This is a genomic window from Luteibacter sp., from assembly GCF_009912395.1.
Taxonomy (GTDB): domain Bacteria; phylum Pseudomonadota; class Gammaproteobacteria; order Xanthomonadales; family Rhodanobacteraceae; genus Luteibacter.
The window spans coordinates 116,190-132,882 of sequence record NZ_WNDO01000013.1; the positions used below are offsets into that span (position 1 = coordinate 116,190).

General features: G+C 65.8%; 15 protein-coding genes. 8 read left to right on the plus strand and 7 right to left on the minus strand.

Translation table 11 applies throughout. The features are described 5' to 3' along the window. The first annotated feature begins 280 nt into the window (after positions 1 to 280). A complete protein-coding gene (locus GAK28_RS13235; protein ID WP_291779775.1) occupies positions 281 to 571 on the plus strand; it encodes a hypothetical protein in 291 nt (96 codons plus the stop codon). After that, the gene (locus tag GAK28_RS13240) at positions 568 to 873 is read left to right on the plus strand and encodes a hypothetical protein (protein ID WP_291779778.1); all 306 of its coding nucleotides are present in this window, start codon (positions 568 to 570) and stop codon (positions 871 to 873) included. The genes GAK28_RS13235 and GAK28_RS13240 overlap by 4 nt, the downstream gene beginning before the upstream one ends. A 243-nt stretch (positions 874 to 1,116) precedes the next feature. On the opposite strand, the gene dxs is transcribed toward GAK28_RS13240, so the two are convergent. Beyond that, positions 1,117 to 3,012, minus strand: coding sequence for a 1-deoxy-D-xylulose-5-phosphate synthase (gene dxs, locus GAK28_RS13245; RefSeq protein WP_291779781.1), 1,896 nt, complete (start codon positions 3,010 to 3,012; stop codon positions 1,117 to 1,119). A 112-nt stretch (positions 3,013 to 3,124) separates the two neighbouring features. Further along, the gene (locus GAK28_RS13250; protein WP_291779784.1) at positions 3,125 to 3,733 is read right to left on the minus strand and encodes an HNH endonuclease; all 609 of its coding nucleotides are present in this window, start codon (positions 3,731 to 3,733) and stop codon (positions 3,125 to 3,127) included. 269 nt (positions 3,734 to 4,002) lie between these two features. Between GAK28_RS13250 and GAK28_RS13255 the strand changes: the two genes are divergently transcribed. Beyond that, positions 4,003 to 4,767 carry a SapC family protein gene (locus GAK28_RS13255; protein WP_291779786.1) on the plus strand — a complete coding sequence of 255 codons (765 nt, stop codon included), beginning with the start codon at positions 4,003 to 4,005 and terminating at the stop codon, positions 4,765 to 4,767. 526 nt (positions 4,768 to 5,293) lie between these two features. On the opposite strand, the gene GAK28_RS13260 is transcribed toward GAK28_RS13255, so the two are convergent. The 3 genes from GAK28_RS13260 to GAK28_RS13270 form a co-directional block, all read right to left on the minus strand. After that, the gene (locus GAK28_RS13260) at positions 5,294 to 5,770 is read right to left on the minus strand and encodes a GNAT family N-acetyltransferase (protein ID WP_291779789.1); all 477 of its coding nucleotides are present in this window, start codon (positions 5,768 to 5,770) and stop codon (positions 5,294 to 5,296) included. Positions 5,771 to 5,951: 181 nt separating this feature from the next. Beyond that, positions 5,952 to 7,721: an acyl-CoA dehydrogenase C-terminal domain-containing protein gene (locus GAK28_RS13265; protein ID WP_291779792.1), complete on the minus strand. Its 1,770-nt coding sequence runs from the start codon at positions 7,719 to 7,721 to the stop codon at positions 5,952 to 5,954. Positions 7,722 to 7,750: 29 nt separating this feature from the next. Then, entirely contained in the window at positions 7,751 to 8,245 is a 495-nt protein-coding gene (locus tag GAK28_RS13270) for a hypothetical protein (RefSeq protein WP_291779796.1), read from the minus strand. A 149-nt stretch (positions 8,246 to 8,394) separates the two neighbouring features. Here GAK28_RS13270 and GAK28_RS13275 point away from each other — a divergent pair, with 149 nt between their 5' ends. Next, complete coding sequence (locus GAK28_RS13275) at positions 8,395 to 8,877, plus strand: SET domain-containing protein-lysine N-methyltransferase (protein ID WP_291779799.1); 483 nt, start codon at positions 8,395 to 8,397, stop codon at positions 8,875 to 8,877. A 91-nt stretch (positions 8,878 to 8,968) separates the two neighbouring features. On the opposite strand, the gene fusA is transcribed toward GAK28_RS13275, so the two are convergent. Next, on the minus strand, positions 8,969 to 11,008 hold the full coding sequence (gene fusA / locus GAK28_RS13280; RefSeq protein ID WP_291779802.1) for an elongation factor G: 2,040 nt from the start codon (positions 11,006 to 11,008) through the stop codon (positions 8,969 to 8,971). A 302-nt stretch (positions 11,009 to 11,310) separates the two neighbouring features. Here fusA and GAK28_RS13285 point away from each other — a divergent pair, with 302 nt between their 5' ends. Both GAK28_RS13285 and GAK28_RS13290 read left to right on the plus strand, forming a co-directional pair. After that, the gene (locus GAK28_RS13285) at positions 11,311 to 12,297 is read left to right on the plus strand and encodes a hypothetical protein (RefSeq protein WP_291779805.1); all 987 of its coding nucleotides are present in this window, start codon (positions 11,311 to 11,313) and stop codon (positions 12,295 to 12,297) included. Positions 12,298 to 12,341: 44 nt separating this feature from the next. Then, complete coding sequence (locus GAK28_RS13290) at positions 12,342 to 14,354, plus strand: hypothetical protein (protein WP_291779808.1); 2,013 nt, start codon at positions 12,342 to 12,344, stop codon at positions 14,352 to 14,354. Here GAK28_RS13290 and GAK28_RS13295 read toward each other — a convergent pair. After that, on the minus strand, positions 14,347 to 14,835 hold the full coding sequence (locus GAK28_RS13295; protein ID WP_291779810.1) for an RDD family protein: 489 nt from the start codon (positions 14,833 to 14,835) through the stop codon (positions 14,347 to 14,349). The genes GAK28_RS13290 and GAK28_RS13295 overlap by 8 nt on opposite strands. A 50-nt stretch (positions 14,836 to 14,885) precedes the next feature. Between GAK28_RS13295 and xerD the strand changes: the two genes are divergently transcribed. Continuing rightward, positions 14,886 to 15,794 (plus strand): site-specific tyrosine recombinase XerD, encoded by a 909-nt coding sequence (xerD, locus tag GAK28_RS13300; protein ID WP_291779813.1) that lies wholly within the window; start codon positions 14,886 to 14,888, stop codon positions 15,792 to 15,794. A gap of 89 nt (positions 15,795 to 15,883) precedes the next feature. After that, the gene (locus tag GAK28_RS13305) at positions 15,884 to 16,621 is read left to right on the plus strand and encodes a DsbC family protein (RefSeq protein ID WP_291779815.1); all 738 of its coding nucleotides are present in this window, start codon (positions 15,884 to 15,886) and stop codon (positions 16,619 to 16,621) included. Positions 16,622 to 16,693 lie beyond the last annotated feature (72 nt).

Sequence of the window (16,693 nt, forward strand, 5' to 3'; positions counted from 1 at the left end):
AGGAGTTGACGATGGCTAAGCCAAAGTCTAAGGCATTCTCACACCCACCGCCCGACCCACGCGGTCCACGGACGTCCCGGAGCCCTTCCGGACGCGGCTAAACGCCCGGCCTGTCCGCTTTTCTCATGGTATTTCCCTCCGCCGAGCCTCCCGGCGCGTAGCGCCGTGGGCGAATGAGAACATCGGACAGTCGGACCCTGTGAGATCGAACCGCCCGAGTCGATGAGGGGCACGGCCGTTGGCGTGCCCCGCTCGGAAGCGGTGGATGAGGATTTGAGAAATGACTGAACCGAAAGACGATAGCGTCCTTGGGGAGGGCAGCTTTGCCCTGAATTTAGAAGCTAGTGTCGACATGTTGATGAACGATGCGACGGCGATGCAGGCGTATGCCGAAGCCATGCAGGCGATGTTGACCGAGTACATGATGGAGAACGAGGTGCCGAATCGGCGGTATCTCACCCGAGCGATGTCGGGCGTGAATCTGCTTCACCGCATGAGTCTGCAATGTACGAAGCAGGCGAATGTCCGGCGCATGTGGGATGAGGTGCGCGCGTTGGGTGGTGCGAAATGACGATCGAGTTATGGGAGATCGCCATCGCCCTGATCCTGCTGCCAATCAATGTGCTGATCTTCATCGCGCGCCGCTACCAGTATTGTTCGTTGGCCATCGGCGCGAAGGTCTTCACCGGGATTTCCTTGATCGCCTTCATTGTCGCGGCCTTCGCGTTAGGCAGTTTCGCCGGTCGCTATGATCTACGTCCCCACCAATACGAATGGCCGGATAACTGGCTGGAATTCTCCGGCGCCTTGCTGATGGGTTCGACGCTGGGGGCGATCTGGATGTGGTTTATCTCGCGAGAACCCGAACTGTAGGAGCGCGCTTGCGCGCGATGCCAGGTTGCCGCGAGCACCCATCGCGCGCAAGCGCGCTCCTACAGTGGTTCCGCGATAGCGGGCCAGGGTGACTCAGTGTTGGGAGAGCCGGCGGCGGCCCGACGGCTCCGCCCGCCACGCCCGAGCGCCGCGCGCGATGCCGCAGGCGAGCCAAACCTATGAAGCGGCTGTACGGCGCAAGCCGTAAAAAACACCGGCTGCACAGCAGCCAACCTTCGCCAATCAGCTAGCGCTAGCCACCTGCGCCGCCACGAACTGCGGGAAGCGCTCCAGGATCGCCGTGCGGATCTGCGGCAGGTCGAGCCCCGCCATCGTCAGCACTTCCTCGCGGCTGCCATGCTCCAGGTACACATCGGGCAGGCCGAGGTGCAGGATCGGCAAGGTGACACCGTTCGCAGCGAGGCACTCGGCCACGCCCGCACCTGCGCCACCGGCAATGGCGTTGTCTTCGATGGTGACGAAGGCCTTGTGCGTGCGCGCCAGTTCGAGGATGAGTTCCTCGTCCAGCGGCTTCACGAAGCGCATGTTCACCAGCGTCGCGTCCACTTCCGCCGCGATGACGGCAGCGGGCGAAAGCATGGTGCCGAACGACAGGATCGCCAGGCCATGATGGCCGCGGCGACGCACCTCGCCCTTGCCGATGGGCAGGACATCGAGCGCTTCCGACATGCGCGCCCCCGGACCGGTGCCACGCGGATAGCGAATCGCGGCCGGGCCGTCGTAACGGAAGCCCGTGCTCAGCATCATGCGGCACTCGTTCTCGTCGGCCGGAGCCATGATCACCATGTTCGGCAGGCAACGCATGAACGACAGGTCGAAGCTACCCGAGTGCGTGGCGCCGTCGGGGCCGACGACACCCGCGCGATCGATCGCGAAGGTGACATCGAGATTTTGCAGGGCCACGTCGTGGATGGCCTGATCGTAGGCGCGCTGGAGGAAGGTGGAATAGATCGCCACCACCGGCTTCGCGCCTTCCACGGCCATGCCCGCCGCAAGCGTCACCGCGTGCTGCTCAGCGATGGCGACGTCGAAGTAACGCTGTGGGTATTCCTTCGAGAAACGTACCAGGCCCGAGCCTTCGCGCATGGCCGGCGTGATGCCGAGCAGGCGCTCGTCGTTCGCCGCCATGTCGCACAGCCAGTCGCTGAAGATGTCGGTGTACGTCGGCTTGGCCGGCGCACCTTTCTTGACCAGGCCGGCGACCGGATCGAACGGACCCACGGCGTGGTATTCGATCTGCGCCTTTTCGGCCGGTTCGTAGCCCTTACCCTTGGTGGTCATCACGTGGATGAGCTGCGGACCCGGGAGATCCTTCACCGTGTTCAGCGCGTTCACCAGCTGGGCCATGTTGTGGCCTTCGATGGGACCGGTGTAATGGAAACCCAGTTCCTCGAACAACGTGGATGGCACGAACATGCCCTTGGCGTGTTCTTCCCAGCGCTTGAAGAAGCGGCCGAAGAACGACTCGCGCGGCATCGCCTTCTTGGCGCGTTCCCGCCACGCGTTGAGGGTGCGGCTGGACATCGCGCGCGCCATCATCTTGGTCATCGCGCCGACGTTCTCGCTGATCGACATGCCGTTGTCGTTGAGGATCACCAGCATGTTCGGCTCGACGTCGCCGCCGTGGTTCAGGGCCTCGAAGGCCATGCCGGCGGTCATCGCGCCATCGCCGATCACGGCGACGACCTTGCGCTGGTCGCCACGACGCTGCAGTGCGATGGCCATGCCCAGGGCAGCGGAGATCGAGGTGGACGAATGGCCCACGCCGAAGGTGTCGTACTCGCTTTCCTCACGACGCGGGAAGGGGGCGAGGCCGTCCTTCTTCTTGATCGTGGTGATGCGGTCTCGACGACCCGTGAGAATTTTGTGGGGATAGCACTGATGGCCGACATCCCAGACCAGGCGGTCGTTCGGGGTGTCGAACACGTGGTGCAGGGCCACGGTGAGTTCCACCACACCCAGGCCCGCGCCGAAATGGCCGCCGGACGAGGCCACGGCCTCGATCAGGTAGCGACGTAGTTCGTCGGCGATCGCCGGCAGTTCATCGGCCGGGAAACGGCGGAGGTCCTCCGGCGAGTTGATCTGCGCCAGATACGGGTAGCGGGAAAGGTCGTTCATACGCGTATTGTTCGCCTACGGCGGGGCCGGGGCAAGGGACGTCGCGTGAAAAGACGGGGGCAGGACGCGGGCTGAGGCCGGATCGCGTCGGTTTGCCGCGCTGGAACGGGCCTTACAGGCGCCGGCGGTCCCTCGGCAGGTGACTTACCAGGAACTGCATCTGGTCGGCCAGGATGTTGCGATTGGACAGGATCAGGTGCTCGACCCAGCTCGGACGGTAGGGCACGGCCAGCAGGGGCATGTTGGCCTGCTGCGGGGTCCGGTTGCTCTTGCGCAGGTTGCAGGCCAGGCAGGCGCTGACCACGTTTTCCCATTCGTCCTGGCCTTTCTTGGACAGGGGTACCACGTGGTCGCGGGTGAGTTCGTGGCGGGTGAACTGGGCGCCGCAGTAAAGGCAGATGTGGCGGTCGCGGGCGAACAGCGCCGTGTTGGTCAGGGCCGGGGCGGGGTCGATCGCGTGTTCGCGGCAGTGGCCGGTGCTGGCGACGATGGGGTGGAGCTGGAGGCTGCTGCGCAGACCGCTGTCGCGGTTGGTACCACCGTGGACGGTGACGCATGGGTCGCCCAGGGTCCAGGCGACCACGCCGCGTACATAGAGGCAGACTGCGTCCTGCCAACTGATCCAGTCCAGGATGCGGCCTGCCGCGTCGAGGGAAAGCACCCGCGTTGCATGCAACGCGGTGACCCTTGGCAGGTCGTCATGGAGCACTTCCATCGTCATCGTGTCTCGTCCTTCACATAAAACAGCGAAAGAGCGTTCCAGCAAGCCGAACTCCGTGCGGATCGCAGTGCGATCCCGGCCTCCAAAGGGGGCCTTGGCCCGAGCATAGCCCATAATTGCTACAGAAAAGCATCCGTCCGGTACGCTTCTTGCGGGGCTGTTGCAGCCTTGCGCCGCTGCTATAGTGGGCGTTCGCACATGAACCCGACGGGTTTGGAAGGGGGGCCGGGGTGGCTTCCCAGGTCCGCCGGGTCCCAGAGGGATAGACAGTGGCAGAAGTGCTTTTTTACGAGCGTCCGGTTCCCCTGAACCGCACCGCCCATCGCGACCTTCGCCTGAAGGCCGTGAACAACATCAATTTCGCGGTCAAGGCCCACTCCGTGCCGCTGACGGGCGTCGAGTTCGCCCCGGCCTGCCGCGATTTCCCGATCCTGTTCGCGGGTGAGAGCATCGAGACCGCCGGTCCGATGGCCCTTCTCGGTCTGCGTCAGAACGAGAACCTCCTCATCGGCGAAAACGGCTTCTGGGAGCAGGGCATCTACATCCCGGCCTTCGTCCGCCGCTATCCGTTCGTGCTGGCCGAGAAGCCGGCCGGCACCGAGGGCGACGATTTCACCGTGTTCCTCGACGAGGCCTATGAAGGCTTCAACGAGACGGACGGTGAGCGCCTCTTCAACGAAGACGGCACCGACGCCCCGGCCCTGACCAACGCCGTGAACTTCCTCGGCGAGTTCCAGGACCACGTCGCCCGCACCCAGTGGTTCATGGGCAAGCTGCGCGAGCACAACCTGCTCGAGCCGCGCACCATCACCCTGCAGAAGGAAGGCAAGGGCGGCATCAACCTCAACGGCCTGTTCGTCATCAACGAAGAGCGCCTGCGCGCCCTCGACGAAAAGGTGGCCCACGAGTTCCTGCGCGAAGGCGCCTTCGGCTGGATCTACGCCCACCTCGTCTCGCTCGCCAACATCGATCGCATGGCGGCTCGTCTTGACGCGCGTGAAGCGAAGGAAGCGCCGGCTGCTGTCGAAGCCTGAGCTTCGCAGTAGCGTCGTTTTCGAAAAGGCAGCCCTTGGGCGGCCTTTTTCGTTGGCGATCTGGCGATGTCGCCGTGCCGATGGGTTCCTGTTTTCACAGAAACGACGAGGCTGGCGAATCGTCGTTCCAGCGAACGCTGGAACCCAGCGCGGGGCAATCAGTTGTCGCCTCGCGGCCTCCTACGCAAAGGCCGATGCAGCCCCCTCGCCGTGCTGGCGAACCGGGGCGCTGGGTTCCTGTTTTCATAGGAACGACGAGGCTGGCGAATCGTCGTTCCAGCGAACGCTGGAACCCAGCGCGGGGCAATCGGTTGTCGCTTCGCGGTCTCCTACGCAAAGGCCGATGCAGCGCCCTCGCCATGCTGTCGAACCGGGGCGCTGGGTTCCTGTTTTGACAGGAACGACGAGCTCGCAAACCATCGTTCCAGCGAACGCTGGAATCTAGCGCGGGGCAATCGGTACGCAAAGGCCAATGCAACGCCCTCCGAGGCGCTGGATTCCTGTTTTCACGCAACGACGAGCAAGCTCAGCGGACCGGTTTCGCCATGCGGATCAAGTCGGTGTCGAAGCCGTGCTTGATGTAGAGCTCGCGTGCGCGCTCATTGCCAGGGAACATCGCCAGCGTCACGAACTGGCAGCGATGGTCCTTGGCCCAGCCATAGGCGTGATCGAGCAGCACCTTGCCGACGCCGGTTCCTTCGTACTTTTCCGCCACCGCGATATCGGAGATATGGCAGTTGTCGCGGTGGGTGAAGAAGTCCTTGGTCTTTTGCAGGTGGATGAAGCCGACCGGGTCGCCTTCGTCGTTCTCGGCGATGAAGACGTAGCTGTTCGACGGTTGCTCGTCGAGGTGCTTTACGAGGTCGGCTTCGATGCCTTTCAGGCAGTCGGTCTTCGTGCGGCCGTTGGGCAGCGGGAAGTGGATGAATCGGTGGACAAGGCCGAGGATGAAATCGTCATCGTCGCTCTCGGCGAGACGGATAAGAAACGCTGGATCGCTCATCAGGTCGGGAACCGTTGGGTCGAAGGGTGTCCGGTTCGGTCAGTTCTACACCTGATGGATGGGCGGGGGGAAGTACCTGCCGCGTAAGTCGGAGGCTTGCGCCCCCTGTGAGTCGCGTTGCGCGCTGTGAACCGTAAGCTGCCGTTGGCGGGGCTTACGGTTCACGCTTTGGCCTTACCTCTTACGCGATGTCCGGCAGCGTCGCCACGCCGGCCTCGATGCCCGCCTTGTGCAGCACGATGCGGGGCAGGATGCGGGCGAAGTAGAAGTTCGCCGTGTCGATCTTGGCCTGCTTGCGCGCGGCAGGCAGGGTATCGGCGGCAACGACACTGCGAGCCCAGAAGTAGGCCAGGGTGATATAGCCCGAGAAGTACAGGTAGTCGACCGCTGCGGCGCCCAGTTCCTCCGGGTTGGCCTGGGCCTTCTGTGCGAGGTTCTGGGTGAGTTCGCCCCAGGTGGCGGTAGCGGCGGCAAGCTGCATCACCAGCGCCTTGACCGCGTCGTTGGTGACGTTGGCCTTGCAGAACGCCTGGATCTCGCCGAGGAAATGTTTCAGGCCTGCGCCCTGCAGCTGCATAACCTTGCGGCCGAGCAGGTCGAGGGCCTGGATCTGCGTGGTGCCCTCGTAGAGCGTGATGATGCGCGCGTCGCGCACGAACTGCTCCATGCCGTGCTCGGCGATGAAGCCGTGGCCGCCGAAGATCTGCAGGGCTTCCTTCGTGCATTCCTGCGCGGCCTCCGTCAGCAGGCCCTTGGCGATGGGGATGAGGAAGGACAGCAGCTCGCCGGCTTCCTTGCGCTTGTCGGCGTCTGGATGGCGGGCTTCGATGTCGCTTTGCAGGGCCGCATAGGCAGCGAGCACGCGACCGGATTCGATGAAGGCGCGCTGGGTCAGCAGCATGCGGCGCACGTCCGGGTGGACGACCAGCGGATCGGCAGGCTTTTCCGGCAATTTCGGGCCCGAAAGCGCGCGCATCTGCAGGCGCTCGCGAGCGTAGTTGAGGCTGTTCTGCAAGGCGCGTTCGGCCACGGCCAGGCCCTGGACGCCGACGCCGAGGCGAGCCGCGTTCATCATGGTGAACATCGCCATGAGACCCTTGTGCGGGGCGCCGACCAGCCAGCCCTGGGCTTCGTCGAAGTTCATGACACAGGTGGCGGAGCCCTTGATGCCCATCTTGTGCTCGATGGCGCCGGCGGCTGCGTGATTGCGCTCGCCCAGGGAGCCGTCCTCGTTCACCTTGAACTTGGGCACCACAAGCATCGAGATGCCGCGGCTGCCGGCCGGCGCATCGGGAAGGCGGGCCAGCACGAGGTGGACGATGTTCTCGGCGAAGTCGTGTTCACCGGCCGAGATGAAGATCTTGGTGCCGCTGACGCGGTAGCTGCCGTCGCCGTTCGGTTCGGCGCGGGTCTTCAGCAGGCCGAGATCGGAACCGGCCTGCGGCTCGGTCAGGCACATGGTGCCCGTCCAGCGGCCTTCGACCAGCGGCTTCAGGAAGCGCTCCTTCTGCCACTGCTCGCCATGATGGTCGATGGCGTCGATGGCGCCGTGCGACAGCAGCGGGTAGATGCCCCAGGCCAGGTTGGCGGCGTCGATCATTTCCTTGGTCAGCAGGCCCAACACGGCCGGCAGGCCCTGGCCGCCGTGTTCTTCCTTCGCGGTGAGGCCAGCCCAGCCGCCTTCGGCGTACTGGCGATAGGCTTCCTTGAAGCCCTTGGGCGTGGTCACCGTGGCGGTGGCCTTGTCGTAGTGGCAGCCCTCGGCGTCGCCGGAGGCGTTCAGCGGGGCGAGCACCTGCTCGTTGAAACGGGCGGATTCGTCCAGCACGGCGTCGAGCAGGTCGCGCGTATGCGCCTCGCCGCCCGTGAGGCCGGCAAGCACGGCTTCGGCGCCGAGCACGTCGTAGAGCGCGAAGCGCATGTCGTCGAGCGGGGCTTTGTAGATCGTCATGGGATGTCCTGGCAAAGGCTGGGTGATGGTCAGCGATAGGTGTCGGGGATGCCGGGGACGGGCGAGAGCCAGTCCTTGCCGCGCACGTCGAACGAGCGGGGCTTGTCTTCCTGTTCCGGGGTGCCGGTGATGTGCCCTTCGATGGTGTAGGGCAGTGTGCCCGCGCTGCCCTTGGCGGCCAGCTCGGCCAGCGCCTTGGACATGTCGGGCGTAGGCAGGATGTCCACCTGAGTGACGTCGGCGGCGAAGGAGGGGATGTCCTGGTCGATCTTCGCGTCGAGCAGCACGCCGCCCAACTGGCCGACCCGCAGGGTGCCCTGGAAGCGGTCGAAGGCCATGGAGCCGTAGCTGTTATTGCGGACGCGCAGGGTCACGTGCCAGGTACCGCCGGCCTTGGCGTGTACTTCCTGGAGCGAGAGGGTCGGTGGGAACACGCTCTTCTTCGCGGGGCCGCAGCCGGCGAGGAGGACGATGGCGGCGAGGGTGGCCGCTCGGACGGCATGCATGCGAATGATCGGGCTCATCCCTTGGGCTTCCGGCGTTGGGCGTCGAACAGAGGATCGATGGTAGCGTCCGTTCACGGCCGGCGCGAGACAGGCGTTTGAAACGCGGTTCCCAAGCGAAGGCCGAGCAGGCATCATGGCCGTTCCGCTTGACCAATCTCGAATCGCCCATGACCCGACGCATCGCCGCCCGCCGTTCCCCCATCCATGGAAACGGCGTCTTCGCCACCGCCCACATCCAGGCCGGTGACGAAATCATCGAATACAAGGGCGATCACATCACCCACGCCCAGGCCGACAAGCGGTACGGCGACGGTGGCGAAACCGGCCACACCTTCCTGTTCACGCTCAACGAGCGCTACATCGTCGACGGCAACAGCAACGGCAACATCGCCCGCTGGATCAACCACAGCTGCGATCCCAACTGCCAGGCCCTGATCGAGGAAGCCGTCGAGGGCAAGCCGTCGAAGAAGGACCGCGTGCTGATCGAGGCGATCCGCGACATCGCGCCGGGTGAAGAACTCACCTACGACTACGGCATCACGCTCGACATGCCGCACACGGCCCGGCTGAAGAAGATCTGGGCCTGCCGCTGCGGCTCGCCGAAGTGCATCGGCACCATGCTGAAGCCGAAGCGCAAGTCGGCGAAGTAAGCTCAGGCACGGATCGCGCCGCTTGCCATGTAGGAGCGCGCTTGCGCGCGATCGGCCTCGTTTCGCCGGTCGCACGCAAGCGACGGCCGCATCAGTCCTCTTCCACCTTCGGCTTCCACGCCTCCACCAGCTTTTTCTGCACGCCCGGCGGTACCGCGTCGTAATGGCTGAAGGCCATCGCGTATCGCCCCAGTCCTCCCGTCATCGATTTCAGCTGGGTCGGATAGTCGGTCAGTTCCGCCAGGGGCACGCGGGCACGGATCAGCGTCTCGCCGCCGCGCAGCGAATCGGTACCCATGATCTGCGCACGTTTCGAGGCAAGCCCGCCAGTAACGTCGCCGACGTAGTTGTCGGGAATGGAGACTTCCAGGTCCACCACCGGCTCCAGCACCTGAGGTCGCGCCTTCGACACGGCGTCGAGAAAGGCCTTGCGACCGGCGCTCACGAAGGCCACCTCCTTCGAATCCACGGGATGGTGCTTGCCGTCGTAGACCACCACATGGACATCCTGGATCGGATAGCCCGCCACGGCGCCGCCATCGAGTGCCTGGCGGATGCCTTTCTCGATGGCTGGCATGAACTGGCCGGGGATCACGCCGCCCTTGGTGCCGTCCTCGAAGACGAAGCCCTTGCCGCGTTCGAGCGGTTCGACGCGGAGGAACACTTCGCCGAACTGCCCGGCACCGCCGGTCTGCTTCTTGTGCCGATGGTGTCCTTCGGCGGGTCCGCCGATGGTTTCACGATAGGCGATGCGCGGCGGATGCGTGGTCACGTCCACGTCATAGCGGGCCTTCATGCGCTCCAGCATGAGTTTCACGTGCAGGTCGGACAGGCCGTAGATCACCGTCTCGTTGAGCTCCTTGTGATGCTCGACCTGGAAACAGGGATCTTCTTCGGTCAGCTTTGACAGAGCCTGCGAGAGTTTCTGTTCCTGGCCTTTGTGCGCAGGTTCCACGGCCACGCCGAACATCGGTGCGGGAAAGCTGCCGGCTGCCAGGTGGATGCGTCCTTCCTCCGTCGCGTCGTGCAACACGGCATCGAAGTGGATGTCGTCGACCTTGGCGATGGCCACGATGTCGCCGGGCAAGGCCTCGTCCACCTCGACATGATCCTTGCCGCGAAGCCGGAACAGGTGGCCGACGCGAAAGGGCTTGCGACCGTCGTCCACCAGCAGCTGCGAATCCTTGCGCACGGTGCCTTGCCAGACACGGAAGACACCCAGCTTGCCGACGAAAGGATCGTTGACGATCTTGAAGACGTCGGCGACGACGTGCCCGTCGGCATCCGCGGAGATCGCGAACGGCTTGCCGTCATCGGCCTGGAACGGCGGCGGATTGACCTCGGTGGGGCAGGGCAGGATGCGCTCCACCAGTTCAAGCAACTCGCTCACCCCGACACCGTCGCGGGCTCCGGTGAAAACGATGGGAACGAGGTGCCCGTCGCGCAGGCAATGCTCAAGGGCGCCGCGCAATTCGTTCGCACTGAGCGACGACTCGCCAGCGTCCAGATAGTGTTCCATCACCTCGTCGTCGATCTCGACCACCTGGTCGATGAGTCGCTGGTGCGCTTCGCCGGGAGACGAGAAATCGGTATCGCCGCCGGTCTGGAAGAACGCATCGCGTACGGCATGCCCTTGTGATGCGGGCAGGTTGAGGGGAAGGCACTTGCTGCCGAATTCGCTACGCAAGGCATCGATCAGTGCGGGCAGGTCGACCCCGTCGGCATCGATGCGATTCACGATGAGGATGCGCGCGAGCCCGCGCTCCTTCGCGTATTGCATCATCGAACGCGTGCCGTGCTCGATACCGTTGGCGGCGTTCACCACGATGGCCACGGTGTCCGTGGCGGCAAGTGCCGCCATCGCGGGACCACGAAAATCCGCGTATCCCGGCGTATCGACGAGATGGATGCGATACCCGTTGCGCTCGATCGAGGCGATAGCGGTGTCGATGGAATGGCCTCGGGCCTTTTCCATCGGATCGGTATCGGAGACGGTGGTGCCGCGTTCCACCTGGCCCATGGCGTTGAGTGCGCCGCCGGCGTACAGCATGGCTTCGAACAATGTGGTCTTGCCGGCTCCGGCGTGGCCGGCAAGGGCGAGGCTGCGGATACGTTCCGTGGATGGAGACACGATGCGACCCTCCTTCAGTGGGAAGGAAAGCGTGTGGACGCGGCGTCATCCTCGGCGTCGCCTCGGGCACGCCTTCCGGCATGACGATGGCGGGCCGTCACGGTCGCCCGGCACAGCGGGCGGTCATGGCGGTGATGCGGGCAGAGCCCAGCCCAAGGGTTCTCCTTCGGGGCTCGGGAATCAAGTGCCGCGGGGAATCTTCCGGCTCATGCGCGGTCTAGGGCCCGGGGCTTACGTTTGCGTTTATCCGTAAATCGCTATGCTCGTTCATTCTTCGCGGTTCAAGAAGGGATTTCGCTCGCGTGCAATATCCAGGCAAGGCGCCACCGCCATTCGTCGAAACGCACCGGCTTGCGCCGGACGCATTGTCGCGCGAGGGCGGTCTGGCGCCGATCGATCCGTCCACGGTTGCCATGCTGCGGGCCATTGGCCGGCGGCCGCCGCCGCGTGACCGGGTGCGGTTCACGCTGGCCCTTGCGCTGGCCCTGGTCTTTCACATCGTGCTGATCTTCCTGGTGCGCTACGAGATGCAGCCGAGGCCGCTCGTCGCCTTTGCCGTGCCGACAGACAAGGACGAGGTGATGGAGGTGCGTTTCATCGAGCCAACACCTCCCGCACCTGCGGTCGCCAATGCGCCACCTCCGCCGCCCGTGGCCGAGCCGCCGCCGAAGGTGCGCTCGCGCGAGGCCACGCGCCCCGAGCCGCCGCAACCTAAGAAGGAGGAGCCGGCGCCGCCAGCCGAGGCCCCCGCACCGGCACCCACGTTGAACCTCTTCGGCAAGGACGGCTCCATCGCCATGCCGAAGGCGGGCGCGCCGACGCAGGCGGACTTCGTACCGCCCAAGCCCAACGGCGATGCGCAGATCATGTCGCACAAAACGACGGTGACCTACAAGGAAACCCGCTTCGAAAAGGACTGGGCGCCGCGTGACGAGAACATCGTCAACCAGGGCCTGCGCAAGGCGGTCGAGAAGACGACAGTCAAGAAGACCATCGACTTCGGTCATGGTGTCCGCGTGAATTGCGCCACGGTGTTCTTCGTGCTGCCGGCCGGTTGCAGTGGCGAGGATCCCTCCAAGGCCTCGGCCAAGGTGGGCGACTCCCGCCTCAACATGGCACCGGCCAAACCCCTGGCATCCGACCCGAACGCGCCGCCTCCGCCGAGCGAGGCCGAGTGCGTCGCCTCTTACCGGCGCAACGAGACCGTGATGGCCGGTTGCCCCAGCGATACGCCGCTCAAGGCGATGGACCAGGAAAACGCCGAACGGGCGCACCGCACAGGTCAATAGGAAACGATTGTCCTGCATCGCAGGAGGATGGACACTAGCCATCCATGTCGACCCCATTGCCGCCGGACAGCGATCGCCCGATCGCCGAGGAATCGCTGCCCGTCTCGCCCCGCGAGGCGGCCATGCGCGCGCTCTTCTACCGACGCATCCTGCGCGAAAAACCGCGCGAAAGCCTGCTTCGCATCGCCGCCTGGGTCGGTACGATCGTCCTGCATTTCCTGTTCCTGCTCGGCTTCGTGCTCGGCCCGGCCTACGAGACGTTGCCGCCACCGCCCGAGCGGGAAAACGCCGACGTGCTCAAGGTGCGGCTCATCGACAAGCCGCCCGCACCGTTGCCGCCCAAGCGTGGAACCCAGTCGCGCGCGCCGGTTGTGCAAACCACCTGGAATACGAAGCGTTCGGCGGCGTCAGCCGCCGCGTCGGGGGGCACCCATGCCGCCGCCGTCGCCAGTGCAACCAAGTCGCGGCCGGCGAAGGCGACGCCCGTGGCGCCCGCACCGCCGGTCAAGCCGACCCCGAAGCCGGCCGCTCCCGCACCGAACACCGTGGCCGAGGAAAAAAAACCGTCGACGCGGCCCAAGGCCCCGCCGAAGCAGCGCGACCTCGAACAGGTGCCGGTGCCCACCCAGGCGCCACCTGACCTTGCTATGGACACGCCGCGTCCCGAAGTCGTGCCGCCAAAGTTCCAGCCCGAACCCGTGCGCAAGGCCCAGGCCGAGGGCACGGCCGTGATGCCGCCGCCGGCCTCGCTGGCGATTCCGCCCACGCCGGCCTCGCAGGCCGCCGTCACGCCGACTCCGCCGCAGATCACCTCCGATCGCACGACACCGGTACCGACCGCACCCATCACGCTGGCGACGGTGCCGCGCCCTGAGGTCGAGGCCTCGTCGGCACCGCCCACGCCGCAGGACGAACCGCTGCCGGCCATCGCGCAGGAGCCGTCGGCACCGCAGCGTCCTGAGGTCGCGCCCGCCGATCGTCCCGTGCCGCCAAAGGTGTCGGTGCAAACGGTGCGCGCCCCGGCGGTCGAGGTAGAGGCGCAATTGGAAGCTGTGCCGTTGCCCGATGCCGTGGCGAAGCCCGATGTCTCCGCACCGGTCGCCGCGACCGAGCGCCCGGCGGTGCAGGCGCCAGCGGTGACGCCTGCCGAGGTGCAGCGTCCGGTCGCTGGCGCCGACACCTCGCCGGCACCGCCCGGACAGGTTCAGGCACCGGGCGAAAGCGTCACGGGTGAAGCGACCGCGCAGGCGGCGAAGGATGGGCAGGGCAAGTCCGGCGAGAAGTCCTCGTCGTCCCAGGGGCAGGGCGCGACACCCGCGCCCGCGATGGGTCCCCCTGTGGCATCCGCATCCGGCACGGGTACGCCCGATGCTGCCGCCGCGGATAGCGCCGGTACGCCCGGCTCGCCCAAGGGCGTGGACGACAGCCAGCGCACGAAGGGAGCCAACGGTACGTCGCAGCGCGACGATGGCGTGGTCGGTGGCCAGGGCGACAAGACGGGCGAGGTCGGCTCCTACGTCGAGCTGAAACCGCGTGGCAACGTCACGGTGCAGCCGGGGCAGCACGTCAAGATCGAATACAAGTCGACCCGGTTCGACAAGGACTGGACACCGAAGGGCGAATCGTCGGTGGATACCGCCCTGCGCCAGGCGTCGGACAAGGCCACCACGCATTTCACCGTGCCCTTGCCGAGGGGGCTGCGCCTCAACTGCGTGGCCGGTCCTGGCAGCGCGGGCGGCAAGATGAACGCGGTGTCGCTGTTCACGCTGGGCTGCGGTGGCGATCCGCCGCCCAAGCCCGATCACGACAACGCCGACAACCTGGTGAAGAACCAGACTATGGCGCCGTCGAAGCCGCTGGCCGCGGATCTTCCGCCGGCCAACGCCACGACGGTCGGTGCGCGTCCGGTCGCCATCGACAACACGGCGTTCTGTGCCACGGCCCGGGTCGCGGGTGGTCCGCTGCCGGCCGGTTGCGAGCCGACGATCAAGATCAACGTGCCGTCGAAGCCCTCGGCGAACGGCTCGTGGGTGCCCGCGAGCGACCAGTTCAAGTAATCGGACGGACCTCGGTCCCGGCGACCATGTCGTAAACCGCTCGGCATCGGGCATCGACTAGCGACGGAAGCAGCAGGAGCACCCAGCCGGCCAGGGGCGCATACAGCGCCACCTGGAGCGAGGTCAGCGGGCGGATGAGCAACAGCGCCACGGGCAGCGCCGCGATCGCCAGCCGTATAAGGGCGCGACGCCAGTCGACGGGTTGGCCATCGCGATCGGTCACCCGGATACGCCAGGGTCGCATGCCCAGCGTCTGCCCGCCACGCAGCCACGAAAACAGGAAGTAGGCGCCTACCACCACGCCTTGCAGCGGCTGGTACCACCACGCGAGCAGATGCCCCTTCGCATCCGCGAGCTGCCCCCCGGTCGCGATCTGGGCCAGCAAGCCCACCACCATCACGATGGCGACGACGGCCAGCGCGTCGTAGACGATCGCTGCGAAGCGACGCCAGGAGGGGGAGATCGGAGCGGACGAGGTCATGGAATGCTTCCGTTCGGATTCTTTCGATGCTGACATGCGACCATTCGAGCATGACAGAAGAACTCGCCACCGACGACGCCCGTCTCATCGATCGTTTCATCGAGCGCGTGTGGTCTGAAGATGGTCTCGCCGAGCGCACGCTCGAAGCGTATCGACGCGATCTCGAACAGCTTTCGCGTTGGCTGGGAACGCGTGGATGTGGGTTGGCGACGGCGGGGCGCGAAGATCTGTCCGCTTACCATGGCAGCCAACCCGTATCCGTGCGAAGCATGGCGCGGCGGCAGTCCGCGTTCCGGCGTTTCTATGCGCAGCTGGCGCGCGATGAGGGCGGTGCGCGTGAAGATCCCACCTTATTGATGCAGCGGCCGCGTATGCCGCGTGGCCTGCCCAAGGCGCTCGCGGAACGCGAGATCGAAGCACTTATCGTGGCGCCGGACCTCGGCACGCCACTCGGCCAGCGCGATCGCGCCATGCTGGAATTGATGTACTCGTCGGGGCTTCGGGTGTCCGAACTCGTCGATTTGCCGTTATCCGGCCTCAATCCGCGCCAGGGCGTACTCCGGGTGACGGGCAAGGGCGGCAAGGATCGCCTGATTCCCGTGGGCGAAGAGGCGCTGGCGCATATCGAGACCTACCTGCGCGAAGCGCGGCCGTTGCTCGCCAAGGGCCATGGCCAGCCGCTGGCGCTATTTCTCTCGCGACGCGGCGACGCGATGACGCGGCAGATGTTCTGGACCCTGGTCAAGCGCTACGCGCTGCAGGTGGGCATTCCCGCAAAACGTGTCTCGCCGCACGTGCTGCGTCATTCCTTCGCCACACACCTGCTCAACCATGGGGCCGACCTGCGCGCACTGCAGATGCTGCTGGGCCATAGCGCGCTGAGCACCACGCAGATCTACACGCTGGTAGCGAAGGAAGGGCTGAAACGCCTTCACGCCCAGCATCACCCGCGCGGCTGAAGGTCCATGCCACAATGGATTGAACCGATCGCACGGGAAACGTTCAAAGACTGTCCACGTATCCCCCGGTCACAGATGGAGTCGTACCGATGCTGAAGAAAATCCTCCCCGCGCTGCTCCTGGGCGCCTTTGCCGCCACGGCGGCGGCCGCCGACGACGCGGGCAAGGCCGCCCGCGAAGCGGTCGAGGCCCTGGCCCCAGGGATCAAGGTGGAGAGCGTCACCCCCGCGCCGATGCCCGGCTTCTTCCAGGTGGTGGCGTCCGGCCGCATGGTCTACGTGACCGCCGACGGCCGCTACATGATCAACGGCAACCTGGTCGACCTGAAGGACAAGACCGACCTCAGCGCCCAGAGCTGGGCGGTCACCCGCAAGGCGGCCCTGGCCAAGGTGCCGGCCTCCGAGCGGCTGGTCTACTCGCCGGCTAACCCGAAGCACACCGTGACCGTGTTCACCGACGTGGACTGCGGCTTCTGCCGCCAGCTCCATGCCCATATCGATGAATTCAACAAGCAGGGCATCGCCGTCGAGTACGTGTTCTGGCCGCGCGAAGGCCTGAAGACCACGGCCGGCAACGACACCCCGTCGTACACCAAGGCCGTGTCGGTCTGGTGCGCCAGCGACCGCAAGAACGCCTTCAACGAGGCGATGAGCGGCGCGGCGGTGAAGCCGGCTTCCTGCACGAACCCGGTCAAGGACGAGTTCGAGCTGGGCGAGCGCCTGGGCGTCAACGGTACCCCGACCATCGTCACCGAGAACGGCGACGTGGTGGGCGGCTACCTCACCCCGGCCCAACTCCTGAAGGCCCTGACCACCAAGGGCGGCTGATCCCGGTCGGCATTCGGCGTCACCGCCCCGTAGGAGCGCGCTTGCGCGCGATCGCCCACGCAGCGGTGACGC

Bases quoted from the DNA above. Each gene is read 5' to 3' on its own strand.
- GAK28_RS13235 (WP_291779775.1), top strand. From the start codon at position 281: ATGACTGAACCGAAAGACGATAGCGTCCTTGGGGAGGGCAGCTTTGCC.
- GAK28_RS13240 (WP_291779778.1), top strand. From the start codon at position 568: ATGACGATCGAGTTATGGGAGATCGCCATCGCCCTGATCCTGCTGCCA.
- dxs (WP_291779781.1), bottom strand. From the start codon at position 3,012: ATGAACGACCTTTCCCGCTACCCGTATCTGGCGCAGATCAACTCGCCG.
- GAK28_RS13250 (WP_291779784.1), bottom strand. From the start codon at position 3,733: ATGACGATGGAAGTGCTCCATGACGACCTGCCAAGGGTCACCGCGTTG.
- GAK28_RS13260 (WP_291779789.1), bottom strand. From the start codon at position 5,770: ATGAGCGATCCAGCGTTTCTTATCCGTCTCGCCGAGAGCGACGATGAC.
- GAK28_RS13265 (WP_291779792.1), bottom strand. From the start codon at position 7,721: ATGACGATCTACAAAGCCCCGCTCGACGACATGCGCTTCGCGCTCTAC.
- GAK28_RS13270 (WP_291779796.1), bottom strand. From the start codon at position 8,245: ATGAGCCCGATCATTCGCATGCATGCCGTCCGAGCGGCCACCCTCGCC.
- GAK28_RS13275 (WP_291779799.1), top strand. From the start codon at position 8,395: ATGACCCGACGCATCGCCGCCCGCCGTTCCCCCATCCATGGAAACGGC.
- GAK28_RS13290 (WP_291779808.1), top strand. From the start codon at position 12,342: ATGTCGACCCCATTGCCGCCGGACAGCGATCGCCCGATCGCCGAGGAA.
- GAK28_RS13295 (WP_291779810.1), bottom strand. From the start codon at position 14,835: ATGACCTCGTCCGCTCCGATCTCCCCCTCCTGGCGTCGCTTCGCAGCG.
- xerD (WP_291779813.1), top strand. From the start codon at position 14,886: ATGACAGAAGAACTCGCCACCGACGACGCCCGTCTCATCGATCGTTTC.
- GAK28_RS13305 (WP_291779815.1), top strand. From the start codon at position 15,884: ATGCTGAAGAAAATCCTCCCCGCGCTGCTCCTGGGCGCCTTTGCCGCC.